Below are 17,551 nucleotides of genomic sequence, written 5' to 3' on the forward strand. Positions count from 1 at the left end.
GTGTGGAATTTAGGGCTAATCTACGTCAGCCCCTAAAAATAAGACTGCCGTTTCCGGCAGCCCCGTTAGGTTTGCGTTTGTTATTTTTCTTTACGTTGCAGTTGCCGCTGCAATTTGTGCGCAAGCATAAACGCGATGTCGGCAGACTGGGAGGAGAGCACGGTGAAGTGGCCCATCTTGCGCTTCGGGCGGGCATCTTTTTTGCCGTAGAGGTGCAGGCACACGTCTGGGCGTTGCAGGAGCGGCAGCCAGTTTACTTTGCCTGAGGGCAGCCAAATATCACCCAAAAGGTTGGCCATGCTGCAGCAGGAGAGCAAGCGGGTATCGGCGGGCGGCAGGCCACACATGAGGCGCACTTGCTGCTCGAATTGGTTGCTGGCGCAGGCATCCAAAGTGTAGTGGCCGGAATTGTGCGGGCGCGGGGCGATTTCGTTCACAATCAATTTATGGTCGTTGCCGATTACAAAGATTTCCACCGCCAGAACGCCGACATAATTCATGGCTTCGGCCAGCCGGCAGGCCATTTCCTGCGCCTGCTTCTGCACTTCGTCGGGCAGGCGGGCGGGCACGATGGAGTAGGCCAGGATGCCGTCTTCGTGACGGTTTTCGGCGGGCGGGAAGCATTTCACCTGCTGGCTGTTGAGCCGACACACGATCACGGAAATTTCGGAATGCAGGTTGAGCATTTTTTCCAGCACGCAGGGCACGCCGCCGAGCTGTTTGAAGGCGGCGCGGGCTTCTTCCGGGCTGGACACGCGCACTTGGCCTTTGCCGTCGTAGCCGAGCATGGCGGTTTTGACGATGCCGGGCAGCAGCGGCTCGACTGCTTCGTCGGTGAGGTCGGCTTCTTGGGTAACGGGCAGATAAGGTGCGGTTTCGAGGCCGGCCTTGGCTATCCAGGCTTTTTCCTGAATGCGGTTTTGGGCAATTTCCACGCTGTCGCCGCTGGGGCACACGCGGGTTTCCAAAGCCAGGGCACGCATGGCTTGGGCATTGACGTTTTCAAATTCGGTGGTAACGGCGGCGCAAGTAGAAAGGTCGGCCAGCGCGCCGAGGTCGTCATACGGGGCGCAGATGTGTTTGTCGGCCAGGGCGGCGGCGGGGGAGTTGGGATCAGGGTCGAGCACAGTTACGCTGTAGCCCATTTGTTTGGCGGCCACGGTAAACATCCGGCCCAACTGGCCTCCGCCCAAAATGCCCAGCATGGCGGGCGGTAAAATCGGCGTTGTTTTTGCTTTGGTCATGTTCCACTTTCTGCACCCTACAGGGGCGCGCTGTCGGCCGGGCTGAAGCAAACGCCAGCCTCTGTTTGCTTGTGATTCCGGCGGCGGCTGGCGGTTTGTTTGCTTGCAGCAAACACATTTCTTTAAGTGGAGTATTGTACTCAAATCTCGGCACCAAGCCTAGTGCGCTCAGTCTACGCAGAGGGCAATTCATTGGTTTGCCTGCCTTTCCCAAATAGGCTACCTGAAAATATATAACTATCTTGTCCCGTTGCTTCGCAGAAACTCGTCTGCTTTCAGCAAACTCGTTTTAACTTCGCAGAAACTCGTCTGCCTTCGGCAACCTCGTTTTCAGGTAGCCTTCCGTTTCATTCCGTCCTTTTCCGTTATAATCGGGTCATCTTTTAATCCACCCACACAACGGACACACGCCATGCAAACTGCCCTTTCGCAAATCCCGCTTCACGGCTTCACTATTGCCAACCACCGCCCCTTCGTTTTGTTCGGCGGCATGAACGTGCTGGAAAGCCGCGATTTGGCCATGGAAATTGCCGAAACCTATATAGAAATCTGCCGTAAGCTGGATATTCCCTATGTGTTCAAAGCCAGCTTCGACAAGGCCAACCGCTCCAGCCTGCATTCTTTCCGCGGGCCGGGTTTGGAAAAGGGTTTGCAATGGCTCGCGGATATTAAAGCAGCCTACAACGTGCCGGTGATTACCGATATCCACGAGCCCTACCAAGCCGCGCCGGCGGCGGAGGTGGCCGATATTTTGCAGCTGCCGGCCTTTTTGAGCCGCCAAACCGACTTGGTGCATGCCATGGCGCGCACCGGCGCGATTATCAACGTGAAAAAGGCGCAATTCCTCGCCCCGCACGAAATGCGCCACATCATCAATAAATGCCTGGAAGCGGGCAACGATAAAATCATCTTGTGCGAGCGCGGCTCTGCCTTTGGTTACAACAACTTGGTGGTGGACATGCTCGGCTTCGACACCATGAAGCAGATGAACGTGCCGGTGTTTTTCGACGTAACCCACAGCCTGCAGCAACCCGGCGCACGTAGCGATTCAGCCGGCGGGCGGCGCGAGCAGATTGTTACCTTGGCGCGCGCCGGCATGGCGGTGGGGCTGGCCGGGCTGTTTTTGGAAGCCCACCCCGATCCCGAGCAGGCTAAATGCGATGGCCCCTGCGCCCTGCGCTTAAGCCAGCTCGAGCCTTTCTTGAACCAGCTCAAGCAGATTGATAATCTGGTGAAAGGTTTTGCCGAGCTGGATACGCATTAACCCGTATAACTAAATACACAATATAATCAAAATATTAAGGAATGAATGATGGATAATAAACAGTCGGAACGTGGCGGCAAGCCGTTTGATCCCATTGCGGAGCTCGCTGTACCCGATTTGGCAAATATGTCGCGAGAAGAGCGCAATGTGTCCTATCTTTACGTTATCTACGCATTGTATGCGTTGGGTATGTTCGGCTTTGGCATTGTGCCTACTTTGGGCGGTGTCATTATGGCTTACGCTAAACGCAATGAGCTGCGCGGTACGATTTATTTCGATCACATTCAATTTTTGTTGAAAACTTTTTGGATAACGGTCATTGGCAGTGCTATTGGCTACGTTTTGCTATTTGTGCTTGTTGGCTTCCTAATTTTGCCTTTAGTGGGAGCTTGGTATGTGTTCCGTGTTATCGCTGGCTTCCTACGTCTGCGTGAAAACCGATCTGTTACCCCAACAGGCTGGCTGATGTAAACCAATAAGGCTACCTGAAAATAGCGTTTTCTGTTTTCAGGTAGCCTCTCCCCATCTCTCAAGGAAACCCCATGCAAACTTGGCACGAAGCCATCGGTGCGGAAAAACAGCAGCCCTATTTCCAACACATTATCCACAGCGTGCACCACGAGCGCGAAGCCGGGCAGATTGTGTACCCGCCCGCCGCCGACGTGTTCAACGCCTTCCGTGCCACCGAATTCGGCCGGGTGCGCGTGATCATCCTCGGGCAAGACCCGTACCACGGTGCGAATCAGGCGCACGGGCTGGCCTTTTCCGTGCGCGAAGGCGTGGCCGTTCCGCCATCATTGGTTAATATTTACAAAGAGTTGGCGCAAGACATCCCTGGTTTCCAAATCCCCAAACACGGCTACCTGCAAAGCTGGGCGGAGCAGGGCGTGCTGCTGCTCAACACCGTGCTCACCGTGCGCGCCGGCCAGGCTCATTCCCACGCCGCGCTGGGCTGGGAAACCTTCACCGACCATGTGATTGCCGTGCTCAACGAAGGGCGCGAACACTTGGTATTCATGCTGTGGGGCAGCCATGCGCAGAAAAAAGGCGCTATTATCAACCGCTCCCGCCATCTGGTACTCACCGCGCCGCACCCCTCGCCGCTCTCCGCCCACCGCGGCTTCTTCGGCTGCCGCCATTTCTCGCAAGCCAACGCCTATTTGCAACAGCACGGCCTGCCACCGATTGATTGGCAAATCTGAGCTGCTAACCCCATGAATTTCCCCGCTCACTGGTTTCCCCTGCCTTGGTTGCTGGCCGCCGATGTGCTGTGCCTGCTATTGTTTGCCGTTGCCCTGCGCCCGGCCTTGGCAACATGGCGCACGCACCGCCAAGCGGCGTGGGTTGGGCTGCTGATCATGGCGCTGTGCTGGAGCCTGCGCGCCGCACCGGCCGGCGGAATGCTGGGCGGGTTGAGCTACCATTTGCTGGGTATCGGCTTGCTGGCCTTGATGGTGGACATTCCGGCAGCGTTCTGCCTGGCCGTATTGCTGCTGTTGCCCTATATCTGGCTGTGGCAAGGCGTGGGCGATTTGAGCGTGGCGGGGCTAACAGTTTTGGCCGGCATTGTGCCGCCGCTGGCCGGCGTGGCGCTGGCGCGGCAAATCGTGCGGCGGCTGCCGCGCAACCTGTTTATCTACATCTTTCTCAACGGCTTTTTCGCCGCCGCGGCCGGTATCTTGCTCAGCGCAGCGGCCAACGGAGTGTTGCTGTATTTGGCTGGAACTTTTCCCACCGCCATCCTGCTAAATTCCGTGCTGCCGGTGTTCTTTCTGATTGCCTGGGGCGAAGCCTTCCTCACCGGCCTGCTGTCGGCCATCTTCATCGCCCTCAAACCGCATCTGATCACCACCTTCTCCGATGCCGACTACCTGCGCCAGAATGCGCGGCAAATCTGGAAATAGGCCGCGGCAAAGGCTACCTGAAAACCGGTTTTTCAGGCACAATACGGCTTGTTCGGCATCTTGCATTGCCGGCCTTTTATTTGAATTTCGTTGAAGCCCACGCTTTCAGGTAGCCTCCGGCCGGGTTTCCCTGCAACCGCCTACTCTTGAAACACTTTTCGTGGCATTTTATCGTGCCGGTTTGCGCACAACTCAAGCGTATCGCCGGCCTGCTTTAACTTCGTTACCGCCTATATTTTCAGGTAGCCTTCAGCCTTTGCCGGCCAAATTCATCCAAACTGCCGCCAAAGCCCATCCCCATTCCCCGCAGCCGCCCACCGCGCAGCTGCCACACGGAGCAAATATGAACAATCCCTTTACCAATCTCGGCCTTTCCGCCGAAATCACTGCCGCACTGGCCGACCAGGGCTACGAGCAGCCCACCGCCATCCAAACCGCCGCCATCCCCAAAGTGCTGGCCGGCCACGATCTGCTGGCCGCCGCCCAAACAGGTACAGGCAAAACCGCCGCCTTCATGCTACCCAGCCTGGAGCGCCTGCGCCGCTACGCCACCACCAGCACCTCGCCCGCCATGCACCCGGTGCGCATGCTGGTGCTCACCCCCACCCGCGAGCTGGCCGACCAAATCGACCAAAACACCGCCGCCTACATCAAAAACCTGCCGCTGCGCCACACCGTGCTGTTTGGCGGCATGAATATGGACAAACAAACTGCCGACCTGCGCGCCGGCTGCGAAATCGTGGTGGCCACCGTGGGCCGCCTGCTGGATCACGTGCAGCAAAAAAATATCCGACTGGATAAAGTGGAAATCGTGGTGCTCGACGAAGCCGACCGCATGCTCGACATGGGCTTCATCGATGACATCCGCCGTATCATGCAGCTTTTGCCCAAACAGCGTCAAACCCTGCTGTTTTCCGCCACTTTCTCGCCGCCCATCCGCAAGCTGGCGCAGGATTTTATGAACCGACCCGAGCAGGTGCAAACCGCGCCGCAGAACACCGCCAGCGCCAGCGTCGAGCAGCACATCATCGCCATCGATACCGCCCAGAAGCGCAACCTGCTGGAGCGGCTGATTGTGGATTTGCACATCAATCAGGTAATCGTGTTCTGCAAAACCAAGCAGAGCGTCGATCAGGTAGCCCGCGACCTAAAACGGCGCGGCCTCAGCGTGGCGCCAATTCACGGCGATAAATCGCAGCAAACACGCTTGGAAACGCTCAACGCCTTCAAGGCCGGCGAACTGCGCGTGCTGGTGGCCACCGACGTAGCCGCGCGCGGGTTGGACATCGCCGAGCTGCCATTCGTGATCAACTACGAAATGCCCACCCAGGCCGAAGACTATGTGCACCGTATCGGCCGTACCGGCCGCGCCGGCGCCGAGGGCGTGGCCATCTCGCTGATGGACGAAGACGAGCAGAAAATGTTTGAAGCCATTAAAGAACTCATCGGCAAAGAACTGCCGGTGGAGCGGATTGAAGGCTTCGAACCGCGCTGGTGGCAACATCAACAGGAAGGCAGCCGCCCCGCTGCCGAACATTCCTCGCGCGACACGCGCGAGCCGCGTGAAGCACGCAACAGCCGCCGTGGCCGTAATGCAGACAGCCGCAGCAAATCCTCCGCACGCAGTAGCCATGCCGACAGCCCCGAACAGGAATGCGGCCGCATCCCCGGCCGCCGTCACCGCAGCCGCCGCCACCGCCCAGTGTGCGCATTGGTGCAACCGAATTATGGTGCCGACAGCTGAATAGTCTGTTTACTCTCTGTGCATGAGCCTAGTTTAGGCGTAACAGTACCAACCTGCTTTCTGTGCACATGCAAAAAAGTGACGGAATTTGTCAGTATGCTGGCTCGCTTAGGGCACACTTCACAGGCTACCTGAAAAATGAGTGCACACCGGTTTTCAGGTAGCCTCAATCCTTTGCAAGCTGCATGGCTTGAGCACAGTTCAACGCAAGCGAAAACGGAAATGCGCGGATAATATTTCAATCTTTTCCAAACGTTCGAGAAGTGTGGTGCGTAGAAACGTACCCCAAACTAGGTCTGCAAAGATTTTGACCCTTTTCAGGTAGCCTTAAGCCGCGCATTTAAGTAATGATATTTTTTCAGGTAGCCTCTATTTTCCTGTCGCAACAAACTATTATGGATATTCAAGACCAAAGCAACGAAAGCCTAGCTCTGCCACCACACTCGATGGAAGCCGAACAGTCGGTATTGGGCGGGCTGATGGTGGATTCCTCCGCCTGGGACCGCATTGCCGGCACCATCTCGGAAGAAGACTTCTACCGCTACGAACACCGCCTGATTTTCCGCGCCATAGCCCACCTGGCCGAACGCAACCGTCCGGCCGACACCATTACCGTGGAAGAGGTGTTGCAACGTGAAGAAGTGCTGGAAGAAGCCGGTGGCTTCGGCTATCTAGTGGATTTGGCACAAAATACTGCCTCTGCCATCAATATCTCCCGCTATGCCGAAATCGTGCGTAGCCGTTCCATCATGCGACAACTCGCACAAGCTGGCACAGAGATTGCTAGAAATGCTTACAATCCGCAAGGTAGGGACGTCAAACAGATGTTGGACGAGGCGGAAGCCAAAATCTTTAAAATCGCTGAAAGCACCAGCAGAGTGCAACACGAATTCTTAGAGATGCCTGCCATGCTGAAAGAAGCCGTCGCCAAAATCGATAAGGCTTACTCAAGGGAAAATAAAGACGATGTGACCGGCATTCCAACCGGATTCATCGATCTAGATAAAAAAATAGCCGGTTTGCACGGCGGCGATCTCATCATCGTTGCTGGAAGGCCGGCAATGGGGAAAACCGCTTTTTCATTGAATATCGCGGAAAACGTCGCTATCAGTACGCACCTGCCCGTTGCCATCTTCTCGATGGAAATGGGCGGGGTGCAGCTGGTAATGCGTATGCTCGGTTCGGTTGGGAGGCTGGATCAGGGCTTACTCAAAACCGGTCAATTGCAAGACGAACATTGGGCTAGGCTCAATGACGCTCTACACAAACTGTCAGACGCCCCCATCTTTATCGACGAAACCCCCGCCTTAAATTCGCTGGAAGTCCGCGCTCGCGTGCGCCGATTGGCCAGAAGAAAAGGTAAATTGGGGCTAGTGGTTATCGACTACTTACAGCTGATGAGCGGCACCGTCCACAACAGCAACAACCGCGCAGCAGAATTGGGGGAAATCTCCCGTTCGCTCAAATCGCTGGCCAGAGAGTTGGATATTCCGATTATCGCCCTCTCACAACTGTCGCGCACTGTTGAATCCCGCACCGACAAACGCCCCATGATGTCCGACCTGCGCGAATCCGGTGCCATCGAACAGGATGCCGATCTGATTATGTTCATGTATCGTGATGAATACTACCACCCCGATACCGACAAAAAAGGCATGGCCGAATGCATCATCGGCAAACACCGTAACGGCCCCACCGGCAAAATCCCGCTGGTCTTTACCGGCGAATTCAGCAAATTTGACAATGCAGTACATACTGGGCATACTTACTTTACTGAAGAATAAGAACAATCTTACTCAATCTGCCTATTTTTGTGCCCCATTTCCCATTTTAAAGTGATGGCCATGAAGACACGACAACATACACAGGGCTTTACCCTGATAGAATTGCTCATTACCCTAACCCTGATTGGAATTATGGCTGCAATTGCCATGCCGAACTTGAGTAATTTTATTGCCACACAAAAGCTTGGTAATAGAATAAACCAGATCACAACGATTTTCCGATTTGCTAGAACTGAGGCTGTACGCAGAAACAGTCCTGTTATCATTTGTGGTGGTATTAAACTGAAATCTGATGCTAAACCCAATAATGGCTGTGATAAAGGAGGAAACTCCTTATTAGCATTTATCGACAAAAATGGTAATAATGACTATGAAAGTGGCATCGTAAATTCTAGCAATGACATGGATCTGCGCTCAGTATTAATTAATAATGAGTCAATAACAATTAATAGTCTTGATATTGCCCTTAGCAACCCAATAACCGACAAGAATCGCTTTATTTTTATGCCCAATGGTACTTTTGGTGTTGGTAAATCTAATGGCCAATACACATACTCATCCAACTACATCAGAATAGCAGCGAGTGATGGGAAGCATGTCCGTATGGCTTTAATTGCACCAAGTGGTCGTGTAATCACCTGCAACGGGAATATGACACCTTCTGAGTTCAATTCATTAACTGCAAGCAGTTATGCAACCTATTGTGCTTTATCTTAAAGCTTGAAGGAATAACAGCATGTCTAATCATAAATTCATATTAAAGCCGATACATCTTAATCGAGGTAGTACTCTATTAGAAGTGCTCATTTCTGTATTTATTATGGCATTTGGCATTATGGCTCTTATGCTTGCACAATTAAAATCTGTGGGTAACGTCCGTGAAGCAGAAATGCAAACTCGTGTTGCTCAGGCCGTACAGAACCTATCTGCTGGTATGTTAAGCAACCCTGATGTAATCAATAATATTGGCACTCACTCAGCTGCCACAACCAAATTCACCTACACCGACTATAATAAATCAACACAAAATATTACTCCTACATCATCTGCCGTCGATATTACCGTATGTGGTAATGCAACCGGCATAAAGCGTAAGGCTCTCATCGCCTGCCAACTAAATGCATTTACTGCAGAACTGCAAAATGCATTACCCAATGCGACCGGCATTTCATATGCAATTACTAGTACCTCTGGTGATACGCCCACTACTACAATCGAGGTAAAATGGACAGAAAGTAATGGGGATACTCAAAATTCCGATGACTTTAACTATAGCTATAGTGCGGTTGTAGGAGACTAAATTATTATGAAATATCATCTATGCCGCTCTCCAAAGAGCAAACCACATATTCCAAATTTTCAGGCAAAACCACATGGATTTACTTTGATTGAATTCATGGTTGCTAGCTCATTGGCATTGGTTGTTTTACTTGCCATTGGTATTACATATGGTATTACCAGTAGAATGCGTACAAACTCTGAAAGCCGTCTAGCTGCACAGCAAGACCTGCGCAATGCCTCAGAGTTAATTCTCCGCGACGCCCAAATGGCCGGCTCTTTTGGTTGTTTCAATATGGGGAATTTAGTACAAAAACAGATGCCCACATCGCCCCATTCTACCGATGGCTTTCAATCTAATACTGCAAATTTTAAACTGGTTCTAGATGATCCAGCTTACAGTGGAATTAGTATAATGAATGCCAACACGGCTAAAAATACATTTAATATTTCTGGGTTCGTACCAAGTAACTCCTCTTCAGCACTCATTTTCGTATACGGGCAAAATCTTACTCCTGTCACAGAAGTAACCAATCCTACAGCAAAGGATGCTCCTAAAGAATTAAGAGATGTTGCTAATGCTGGTGGCCCTATCGCTTTATCTTCTTGTGGCCGCATGTATATTGGTAATGGTAATGCCCTTACCAATAATGGGAATGACCTAGTTATTGGCTCCGGTTTCGGTGGAGGATCAATTATTTCTCACTTTAGTGGTCCTGACGTTTTTTATCTCCCTCAAACCACTCTATCCCAAGTATATGGGGTTGCCTACGTTATTGGTCGAATTCCTAATGTTAACACCACAGCTGATGCTTTATATCGATTTACTCTTACTCCAAGTGGTTCATGGGGGAACCCTCAATTGATGGTTTCTAACATCCAAGGAATGGGTATCCAGCAATTATATGCAGGCTGCAACAATACCAATACTTCTGTAACGTTCTCTAGTAACCGTACGACGTTGGGAAATGCACCTGACGTAACTCGTATTTCTATGTTGCCAACTATCCTTGAAATGCGCTTGCGGCTTAATGATGATGCAAACACATATGGTACCGTTAACCAATATTTAATTAGAGCTAATGTTCGTGGAGGAAACGTATGCGCCAATCAATCGTAACTCAAAAACAACAAGGCTATACTCTATTCATCGTACTAATTATGATGCTGGTTATTGCACTAATTGTTGTTGCCAGCATGCAATCAACCAATACAGAAATGCGTATTAGCTCAAATGATGCAGATAGGAAATATGCCTTCTCTCTCGCTGAACAAGCCCTACGGAATGGTGAACAACGTATTGTAACTGAGCAAAATAAAGCATTTACTGCTGTAGCCAATAGTAACTCTTGTACAGATGGCATTTGTGGCGGTAAAGCATCTGATTCTACGCCTGTTTGGAAAAGAAGTGATTCCGTTGTCAATTTAAATGAAGCAAACAAAGGTAGGCACTGTTTAAAGAGTCAGTCGTCTAACACTAATAATGCTTGTTATATGGTGGAACGGTTGGGTGAAATTGCCGACCAAAACTATAAAAATGTCTTCCGCGTAACGGCCCGCGCATGGGGAGCTAACAATAATACTGTAGTCACATTACAGTCTTACGTTGAATATTCTGGCAAATAACAGGAATGATCAATGGAAATGAAAACTAGAAGAGGTTTCTCACTTGTAGAAATGATGGTTGTTATAGCGATAATCGGTATATTAGCTGCTATTGCAATGCCTTCTTATCAGGCTCATATTGAGAAAACACATTTAGCTGCTGCTAAAAACCATTTATTAGATATAGTTTCTCAAATGAGGCAGAATAAACTACGTAATAACGGTAGTTACTCAACTGCAGGGCTCGCTACTCTAGTCAATGGTAAGAATAGTGACTCAGGCCGTCGGTATAATTTTGTATCGGCTCTAACAAATAGTGCGGACATCAACACGTATTACGTATACCTTCAGCCTAGACAAAATGGCTATACTAAGTCACTATATATTACTGCTGCTGGCACTGTCTACGAATGCAAAACTGTAAGTGAGGCACAAAGCAAATCATCTTCTTGCACGATGATTAACAAATAAATTTTATTTCATATAACTAAGCCGGCTGCTTGACACCAAGCAGCCGGCTTCGTGTTCTTATCTATTCTATCGCAAATGTGCACCAACAGTTTCAGCAGCAGCAATCAACTTATGCACGATCTCTTCAACCGTATCATCCGTCAAGGTACGTTCTGCATCCTGCAAAATCACTTTTACTGCCATGCTCTTCATGTTTTCAGGTAGCCCTACCCCACGATATACGTCGAACAATGTAATTTCTTGAATCAAATCGGATTTCACGCCGCACAAAGCAGCCTGCAACTGCTCGAAGGTGGTGACTTCGGGCGCCACAAACGCCAAATCCCTGCGCACCGGCTGGAATTTCGATACTGCCTGATAGCGCGTTTTTTCGCGTTCCAACACGGCTGCCATGTCGATTTCAAATACCAGCGGTGCTTGCGGCAAGTCGTATTTTTGCAGCCATTTCGGATGCAATTCGCCGACAAAGCCGATAACTTGGCCGTCTGAAACGATATTGGCGGCGCGGCCGGGATGCAGCGCGGGATGTTCGGTTTTGACGAACTCGACTGCTTTGTTTTTCAAAAGATTTTCTACATCCGCCTTGATGTCGTAAAAATCCGCGTTGCGCGTTTTTTCGCCCCATTGTTCGGGCATCGCAGCGCCGTACCACAGGCCGCCGATGCGTTCGTTTTGTACAAACCGGCCGTCTGAACCTTTGCTGAACACGCGGGCGATTTCAAACACACGCACGCGGTTTTGCTTGCGGTTCAGATTATTCTGCAGAATTTCCACCAAGCCGCCGATAAGCGTGGAACGCATCACGGCATACTGAGCCGCCAGCGGGTTTTGCAGGCGGATGGGGTTGGCGTTGGCGGCAAAGTCGTGTTCCCACTGCTCGTCAACAAAGGCATAGCTGACCACTTCGCGGTAGCCGCGCGCCGCCATTTCGTTATAAACAGCAAAACGCGGACGGCGGGTTTCGGGCAGCGCCAGCATTTTCAGACGGCCTGATGTGTAATCGTCGGGGATATTTTCATAGCCGTAAACGCGGCCGATTTCTTCAATCAAATCGGCTTCGATTTCGATGTCGAAACGGAAGCTCGGCGCGGTAACGCGGAAGCCTTCCGCCGTTTTTTCAGGTTGCAAGCCCAAGTGCTGCAAAATGGTTTCCACCTGTTCGGCAGGAATGTCCACGCCCAACACGGTTTTCAGACGACCCAAACGCAATTCAACCTGCTGCGCTTCAGGCAATTCGCCCTGCGCTTCCACCATTTCGCCCGCCGCACCGCCGCAGATTTGCAAAACCAATTCGGTAGCGCGTTCGATAGCATCAGCCTGCAAACGGTAATCCACACCGCGCTCAAAGCGGAACGACGAATCCGAGCCAAAACCGTATTGGCGCGATTTCCCTGCGATGATTTCAGGCGCAAACCAAGCCGCTTCCAGCACGATATTTTGTGTGTCGTCTGAAACCGCGCTCGCTGCGCCGCCCATCAGGCCTGCCAAACTCAACGCGCCTTTTTCGTCGGCCACTACCAGCGTGTTTTCAGACAGAGAGACGGTTTTCTCGTTCAGGCATTCCAGCGTTTCACCTTCGCGCGCACGGCGGATGTGCAGGCTGCCTGAAAGTTTGTCGGCATCAAAAACATGCATTGGCTGACCGATTTCCAGCATCACATAATTGCCAATATCCACCAGCGCGGAAATACTGCGTATACCGCTGCGCTCCAAACGCTGCTTCATCCAATCCGGCGTAACAGCGCGCGCGTTCACGTTTTCAATCACGCGGCTGATAAAGCGGCCGCAATCGGCAGGCGCATCAATCTGCACGGGCTGTTTGCGGCTACCCGTGATTGGCGCGGCATGGATTGCAGGCTGCTTGAACGCGCAACCCGTCAGCGCGGACACTTCACGCGCAATACCTTTAATGCTCAGGCAGTCGGCACGGTTCGGCGTAATTTTCAGCGTGAAGACCGTGTCGTCCAAATCCAGATATTCGCGGATGTTTGCGCCGACAGGAGCATCTTGCGGCAGAATGTGCAGGCCGTTCACGCCGTCGTCGGGCAGACCGAGTTCATCGGTGGAACACAACATCCCGTTCGACACCACGCCGCGCATCTTGGTCGGCTTGATTTTGAAATTGCCCGGCAACACCGCGCCCGGCAGCGAACACGGCACTTTAATGCCCGCCTTCACATTCGGCGCACCGCACACAATCTGCACCAACTCACCCGTACCCGCATCGACTTGGGTAACGTTCAAACGGTCGGCATCAGGATGTTTCTCAACGGATTTCACTTCGGCAATCACCACGCCTGTAAACACAGGCGCGGCAGTCTCGGCCTCTTCCACTTCCAAGCCGGACATGGTTAACAGATGTTCCAGCTTATCGGCGGAAAGTTCGGTATCGGCTTGGGTTTTCAGCCATGAGTAGGAGAATTGCATGTTATGTTCTCAATCAACTAATTAACTTTTTATCAGATTTTGTTTTCAGACGACCTGTTTGTTTAGGGCGCAGGCTGGTTTTTAACTTTGTTGGGGCTGTTGCTTTCAGGTAGCCTTATTCAGCTTTCTGCGGCGCCGACAGCTTTTTGATTTTTAGACAACCTGCACGATCATTTCGCAAACTGCTTTAAAAAGTTCAAATCGTTATCAAAAAACAGTCGCAGATCGTTCACGTTGTAACGCAACATAGCAAAACGATCGAGACCGATACCAAAGGCGAAACCAGTGTATTTCTCGGGATCGATATTCACGTTTTTCAACACGTTGGGATGCACCATGCCGCAGCCACCGACTTCCAGCCATTTGCCGTTTTCGCCCATGATGTCGATTTCAGCGGACGGTTCTGTAAACGGAAAGAAAGACGGGCGAAAACGTACTTGCAAATCATCGCGTTCGAAAAAGCGGCGGATGAAGTCGGTGAACACGGCTTTCAAATCGGCGAAAGTTACGCCCTCTTCCACCCACAGGCCTTCGGCTTGATGGAACATGGGCGAGTGCGTAGCATCGCTGTCCACACGATAGACGCGGCCAGGGGCAATAATGCGGATGGGAGGCTCTTTTTTATCGAGCATGTAGCGGATTTGAATCGGGGAAGTGTGCGTACGCAAAACATCGCCGTTTTCAACGTAGAACGTATCCTGCATAGCGCGTGCCGGGTGGTTTGCAGGGATGTTCAAAGCCTGAAAGTTGTGGAAATCGTCTTCGATTTCCGGGCCGTCTGCCACTTCAAAACCCATGCCGTGAAAGAGTTCGACCACGCGCTGCAAAGTCAGGGTTACGGGATGCAGACCGCCGTTTTCCTGCGTGCGTCCGGGCAGGGTAATATCGAGTACTTCGGCGGCAAGCTGGGCTTGCAGTTTGGCTTCGGCCAGCTCGGCACGTTTGGCATCGTAGGCGGCTTGGAAACGTTGCTTGCATTCGTTGATGAACGCGCCGACGGTTTTTTTCTCTCCGGGCGGCAGGCTGCCGAGCTGTTTGAGCAGGGCGTTGAGTTCGCCGGTTTTGCCGAGGTACTGGGCTTTGACGAGTTCGAGGGCTTGCTGGTCGGCGGTGTTTTGGATGGCGGCAATGCCGGCGGCGGCAATTTGTTCTGCGTTTTGCATATTTTATTGTGAAATGATGTTGGAAATGGGGGCGACACACCTGCAGGCTACCTGAAAAATCCGGCAGCAAAACCGAAGGCGGGAAAGGCGGCATTTTAGCCGAAAATGGGCTGTTTTTATAGCAGACCGGCAAAGCGGACGATGGACAAAACTAGGCTTTGCCCTGCATATTGTGGTGTTCGATTTTGAAACCGCCGTTACGGTAGGCAGCAAAGCGGCGGCGGGCGGCAGCAAGCTGGGTTTCGCTGCGGCCCACGATTTCCAGCACACGCTCCGGCGTATTCGGCGCATGGCTCCACAAGTCTGCCGATAAATTCAGCACCACCAGGCTGCTTTCTGCTGTGGGCAGGGCTTCGCCTTCAGCCAGCAGTATCGGTGGTTCTATCGGACACGGGTTTTCTTTTGGCAGCCAGATTTCGTGCGGCAGGAAGCTTTCGGCCTCAAACGCCCACAATTGGCGGTCGAGGGTTGCCAGCTGCTCCGTGCCGCCGCACCAAGCCAGCACGCGGCAGCCGGCTTCGACCGCGCGTTTGGCCAGGCGGCAGGCGAAGGTTTCTAAATCGGCAACGTGGGTGTAGAAGGTAACGGTGGGCATGGGGGCTACCTGAAAAATGGCGGGGAGGCTGGGGTCGGCAAATCGTTTGCCTGTGCCCTGCGGCCGGATTGGCTGAAAATGGCTTGGACAGGGTGTTTGGAGTTTTCAGGTAGCCTGTATCGTTACCCGCCGCGCTTGTTTCCGGTGGGGAATATCGCAGGCAGGCTACCTGAAATTCGGTAAGGCTAAAAGGCTACCTGAAAACGCAAGCTCCAATGTGGTTAAAACGATGTCTTGGCATAACCAAGGCTGAGTTTTGCGAGGCTAAAACGGCTTTCGGAGGTTTCGTTTTTCAGGTAGCCTGAGTGCATTTAACGTTGCCGGTCGAGCCAGCGTTCAGCATCGAGAGCGGCTTGGCAGCCGGAGGCCGCGCTGGTGATGGCTTGGCGGTAGGTGTGGTCTTTCACGTCGCCCGCCGCCCAAATGCCTTCGATGTTGGTTGCGCCCACGTTGTCGCCGCTGCCGCCTTTGGTTTTCAGGTAGCCTGCGTCGTCCATATCGAGCTGGCCTTTGAAGATGTCGGTATTGGGTTTGTGGCCGATGGCGATGAATACGCCTTTGACGGCGATGTCTTCGCTGTGGCCGTCATTGAATTTCAACCGCGCGCCAGTTACACCGCTGTCGTCGCCCAATACTTCTTCCAATACAGCTTCGGTTTTCAGGATGATTTTGCCCTCTTCCACGCGGCGCATCAGTTTGTCCACCATAATTTTTTCGGCACGGAAGCTGTCGCGGCGGTGTATCAGGGTTACGGTGTTAGCAATATTGGCCAGGTAGAGTGCTTCTTCCACGGCGGTGTTGCCGCCGCCGACTACGGCTACGTCTTGTTTTTTGTAGAAGAAGCCGTCGCAGGTGGCGCAGGCGGACACGCCGCGTCCGGCGAAGGTTTCTTCGCTCGGCAGGCCGAGGTATTTGGCCGATGCGCCGGTGGCGACGATGAGTGCGTCGCAGGTGTATTCGCCCGCATCACCGATGAGTTTGAACGGGCGTTGCTGCAGTTGTGCGGTGTGGATGTGGTCGAAAACGATTTCCGTGCCGAAGCGTTCGGCATGGGCGAGGAAGCGCGCCATCAATTCGGGGCCCTGTACGCCGTCAGCATCGGCAGGCCAGTTATCCACTTCTGTGGTGGTCATGAGTTGGCCGCCTTGTTCCAAACCGGTGATGATGACGGGATTGAGGTTGGCGCGGGCGGCATAAACGGCGGCGGTGTAACCTGCGGGGCCGGAACCGAGGATGATGAGTTTGTGGTGCTTAGGCATAGTTTTCTCCAAATAAAACGGTGTTTATTGTACCCGCTTTCGTACATAAAAACACCGCCGGCAATATGGCAGGCGGTGTATAAGCATTTCATACTTATTAGGGGTTAGCAGCAGCTGGTTTGTTGGCAGCCGGACGGGTGGCGGCAGGTTTGCTGGCAGATGGTTTAGCTGCGGGAGTAGCTGGTTTAGCAGCCGGAGTAGCCGGTTTGGCGGCAGCTGGTTGCGGTTGTTGCTGTTGAGTAGCAGGGCGAGCAGCCGGAGTACGGGCAGTCTGGCCATTACCAACGGTAATTTCTGAAGAAATCTTCTGATAAATGCCATTACCGATACCACGCACGTTTTTAATGTCTTCAGGAGATTTGAACGGGCCGTTAGCGGTACGATATTCCACAATTGCAGCAGCTTTAGCCGGACCGATACCGTTCAAGGTTTGCAGCTCTTGTGCAGTGGCAGTATTAATATTAACTTGTGCTAATGCCCAAGAAAAACTCAGCAAGCTAACAATGACGAATAAAAACTTCTTCATAATTTTAACTCCTTGAAGTCTAGTGAAAAAAGTATTACCAATCGCAACTATAAGTTAGCACCATCCATAGCGCAACTAGTTTTACCCTTAAATAACAAATAATTGCATTTTGCACACTTGCTCATATAAAGTTGCCGAACCATCCATCTAATCTGCCAGCATAACCTTTTAATAATAAATGAAATTAAATAAAAATCTGCATTCTGTACAGAAGTCCAATGTACCCATACATCCCAACAGTTTTTTATAAAACTAGATATAAAGCTTTGCCAAAGCCCCGGATATCC

At 52.0% G+C, this 17,551-nt stretch carries 18 protein-coding genes; 11 read left to right on the forward strand and 7 right to left on the reverse strand.

Going from position 1 to position 17,551, the window contains the following annotated elements:
* Positions 1-80: 80 nt before the first annotated feature.
* A complete protein-coding gene (locus tag HMPREF2541_RS00215) occupies positions 81-1,244 on the reverse strand; it encodes a 5-(carboxyamino)imidazole ribonucleotide synthase (protein WP_003824840.1) in 1,164 nt (387 codons plus the stop codon).
* A gap of 412 nt (positions 1,245-1,656) precedes the next feature.
* Here HMPREF2541_RS00215 and kdsA point away from each other — a divergent pair, with 412 nt between their 5' ends.
* The 11 genes from kdsA to HMPREF2541_RS00260 all read left to right on the forward strand — a co-directional run bounded on the left by kdsA (position 1,657) and on the right by HMPREF2541_RS00260 (position 11,294).
* A complete protein-coding gene (gene kdsA, locus HMPREF2541_RS00220) occupies positions 1,657-2,508 on the forward strand; it encodes a 3-deoxy-8-phosphooctulonate synthase (protein ID WP_003824838.1) in 852 nt (283 codons plus the stop codon).
* A gap of 45 nt (positions 2,509-2,553) precedes the next feature.
* Positions 2,554-2,979, forward strand: a complete 426-nt coding sequence (locus HMPREF2541_RS00225; protein WP_003824837.1) for a DUF4870 family protein — start codon at positions 2,554-2,556, stop codon at positions 2,977-2,979.
* A gap of 71 nt (positions 2,980-3,050) precedes the next feature.
* Positions 3,051-3,710, forward strand: coding sequence for a uracil-DNA glycosylase (gene ung, locus HMPREF2541_RS00230; protein ID WP_070541183.1), 660 nt, complete (start codon positions 3,051-3,053; stop codon positions 3,708-3,710).
* Between the two features lie 12 nt (positions 3,711-3,722).
* Entirely contained in the window at positions 3,723-4,412 is a 690-nt protein-coding gene (locus HMPREF2541_RS00235) for an energy-coupling factor ABC transporter permease (RefSeq protein WP_070541185.1), read from the forward strand.
* A 343-nt stretch (positions 4,413-4,755) separates the two neighbouring features.
* Entirely contained in the window at positions 4,756-6,156 is a 1,401-nt protein-coding gene (locus HMPREF2541_RS00240) for a DEAD/DEAH box helicase (RefSeq protein WP_003824832.1), read from the forward strand.
* A gap of 395 nt (positions 6,157-6,551) precedes the next feature.
* The gene (gene dnaB / locus HMPREF2541_RS00245; protein WP_141744156.1) at positions 6,552-7,940 is read left to right on the forward strand and encodes a replicative DNA helicase; all 1,389 of its coding nucleotides are present in this window, start codon (positions 6,552-6,554) and stop codon (positions 7,938-7,940) included.
* A 60-nt stretch (positions 7,941-8,000) separates the two neighbouring features.
* Positions 8,001-8,657 (forward strand): GspH/FimT family pseudopilin, encoded by a 657-nt coding sequence (locus HMPREF2541_RS11460; protein WP_141744157.1) that lies wholly within the window; start codon positions 8,001-8,003, stop codon positions 8,655-8,657.
* Between the two features lie 19 nt (positions 8,658-8,676).
* Complete coding sequence (pilV, locus tag HMPREF2541_RS00250; protein ID WP_049257748.1) at positions 8,677-9,240, forward strand: type IV pilus modification protein PilV; 564 nt, start codon at positions 8,677-8,679, stop codon at positions 9,238-9,240.
* Between the two features lie 6 nt (positions 9,241-9,246).
* Positions 9,247-10,338, forward strand: a complete 1,092-nt coding sequence (locus tag HMPREF2541_RS11465; RefSeq protein ID WP_003824829.1) for a PilW family protein — start codon at positions 9,247-9,249, stop codon at positions 10,336-10,338.
* The gene (locus HMPREF2541_RS00255) at positions 10,320-10,844 is read left to right on the forward strand and encodes a pilus assembly PilX family protein (protein WP_035581278.1); all 525 of its coding nucleotides are present in this window, start codon (positions 10,320-10,322) and stop codon (positions 10,842-10,844) included. The genes HMPREF2541_RS11465 and HMPREF2541_RS00255 overlap by 19 nt, the downstream gene beginning before the upstream one ends.
* 12 nt (positions 10,845-10,856) lie before the next feature.
* Positions 10,857-11,294 carry a type IV pilin protein gene (locus HMPREF2541_RS00260; protein ID WP_049257746.1) on the forward strand — a complete coding sequence of 146 codons (438 nt, stop codon included), beginning with the start codon at positions 10,857-10,859 and terminating at the stop codon, positions 11,292-11,294.
* 66 nt (positions 11,295-11,360) lie between these two features.
* Here the strand turns inward: HMPREF2541_RS00260 and pheT are convergent, their stop codons facing one another.
* The 6 genes from pheT to HMPREF2541_RS12315 form a co-directional block, all read right to left on the reverse strand.
* On the reverse strand, positions 11,361-13,721 hold the full coding sequence (gene pheT, locus HMPREF2541_RS00265; protein WP_070541189.1) for a phenylalanine--tRNA ligase subunit beta: 2,361 nt from the start codon (positions 13,719-13,721) through the stop codon (positions 11,361-11,363).
* Positions 13,722-13,891: 170 nt separating this feature from the next.
* Positions 13,892-14,884 carry a phenylalanine--tRNA ligase subunit alpha gene (gene pheS / locus HMPREF2541_RS00270; protein ID WP_070541191.1) on the reverse strand — a complete coding sequence of 331 codons (993 nt, stop codon included), beginning with the start codon at positions 14,882-14,884 and terminating at the stop codon, positions 13,892-13,894.
* A 151-nt stretch (positions 14,885-15,035) separates the two neighbouring features.
* Entirely contained in the window at positions 15,036-15,479 is a 444-nt protein-coding gene (locus HMPREF2541_RS00275; protein WP_035581275.1) for a DNA polymerase III subunit chi, read from the reverse strand.
* Between the two features lie 311 nt (positions 15,480-15,790).
* Entirely contained in the window at positions 15,791-16,738 is a 948-nt protein-coding gene (gene trxB, locus HMPREF2541_RS00280; RefSeq protein ID WP_003824821.1) for a thioredoxin-disulfide reductase, read from the reverse strand.
* A 97-nt stretch (positions 16,739-16,835) separates the two neighbouring features.
* Positions 16,836-17,264, reverse strand: coding sequence for a ComEA family DNA-binding protein (locus HMPREF2541_RS00285; RefSeq protein WP_023887949.1), 429 nt, complete (start codon positions 17,262-17,264; stop codon positions 16,836-16,838).
* A 47-nt stretch (positions 17,265-17,311) separates the two neighbouring features.
* Positions 17,312-17,551: hypothetical protein (locus HMPREF2541_RS12315; protein ID WP_210387131.1), on the reverse strand; the 240-nt coding region annotated here is incomplete at its 5' end.

Origin of the sequence: Eikenella sp. HMSC061C02 (genome assembly GCF_001809035.1) — a bacterium.
GTDB lineage: Bacteria > Pseudomonadota > Gammaproteobacteria > Burkholderiales > Neisseriaceae > Eikenella > Eikenella corrodens.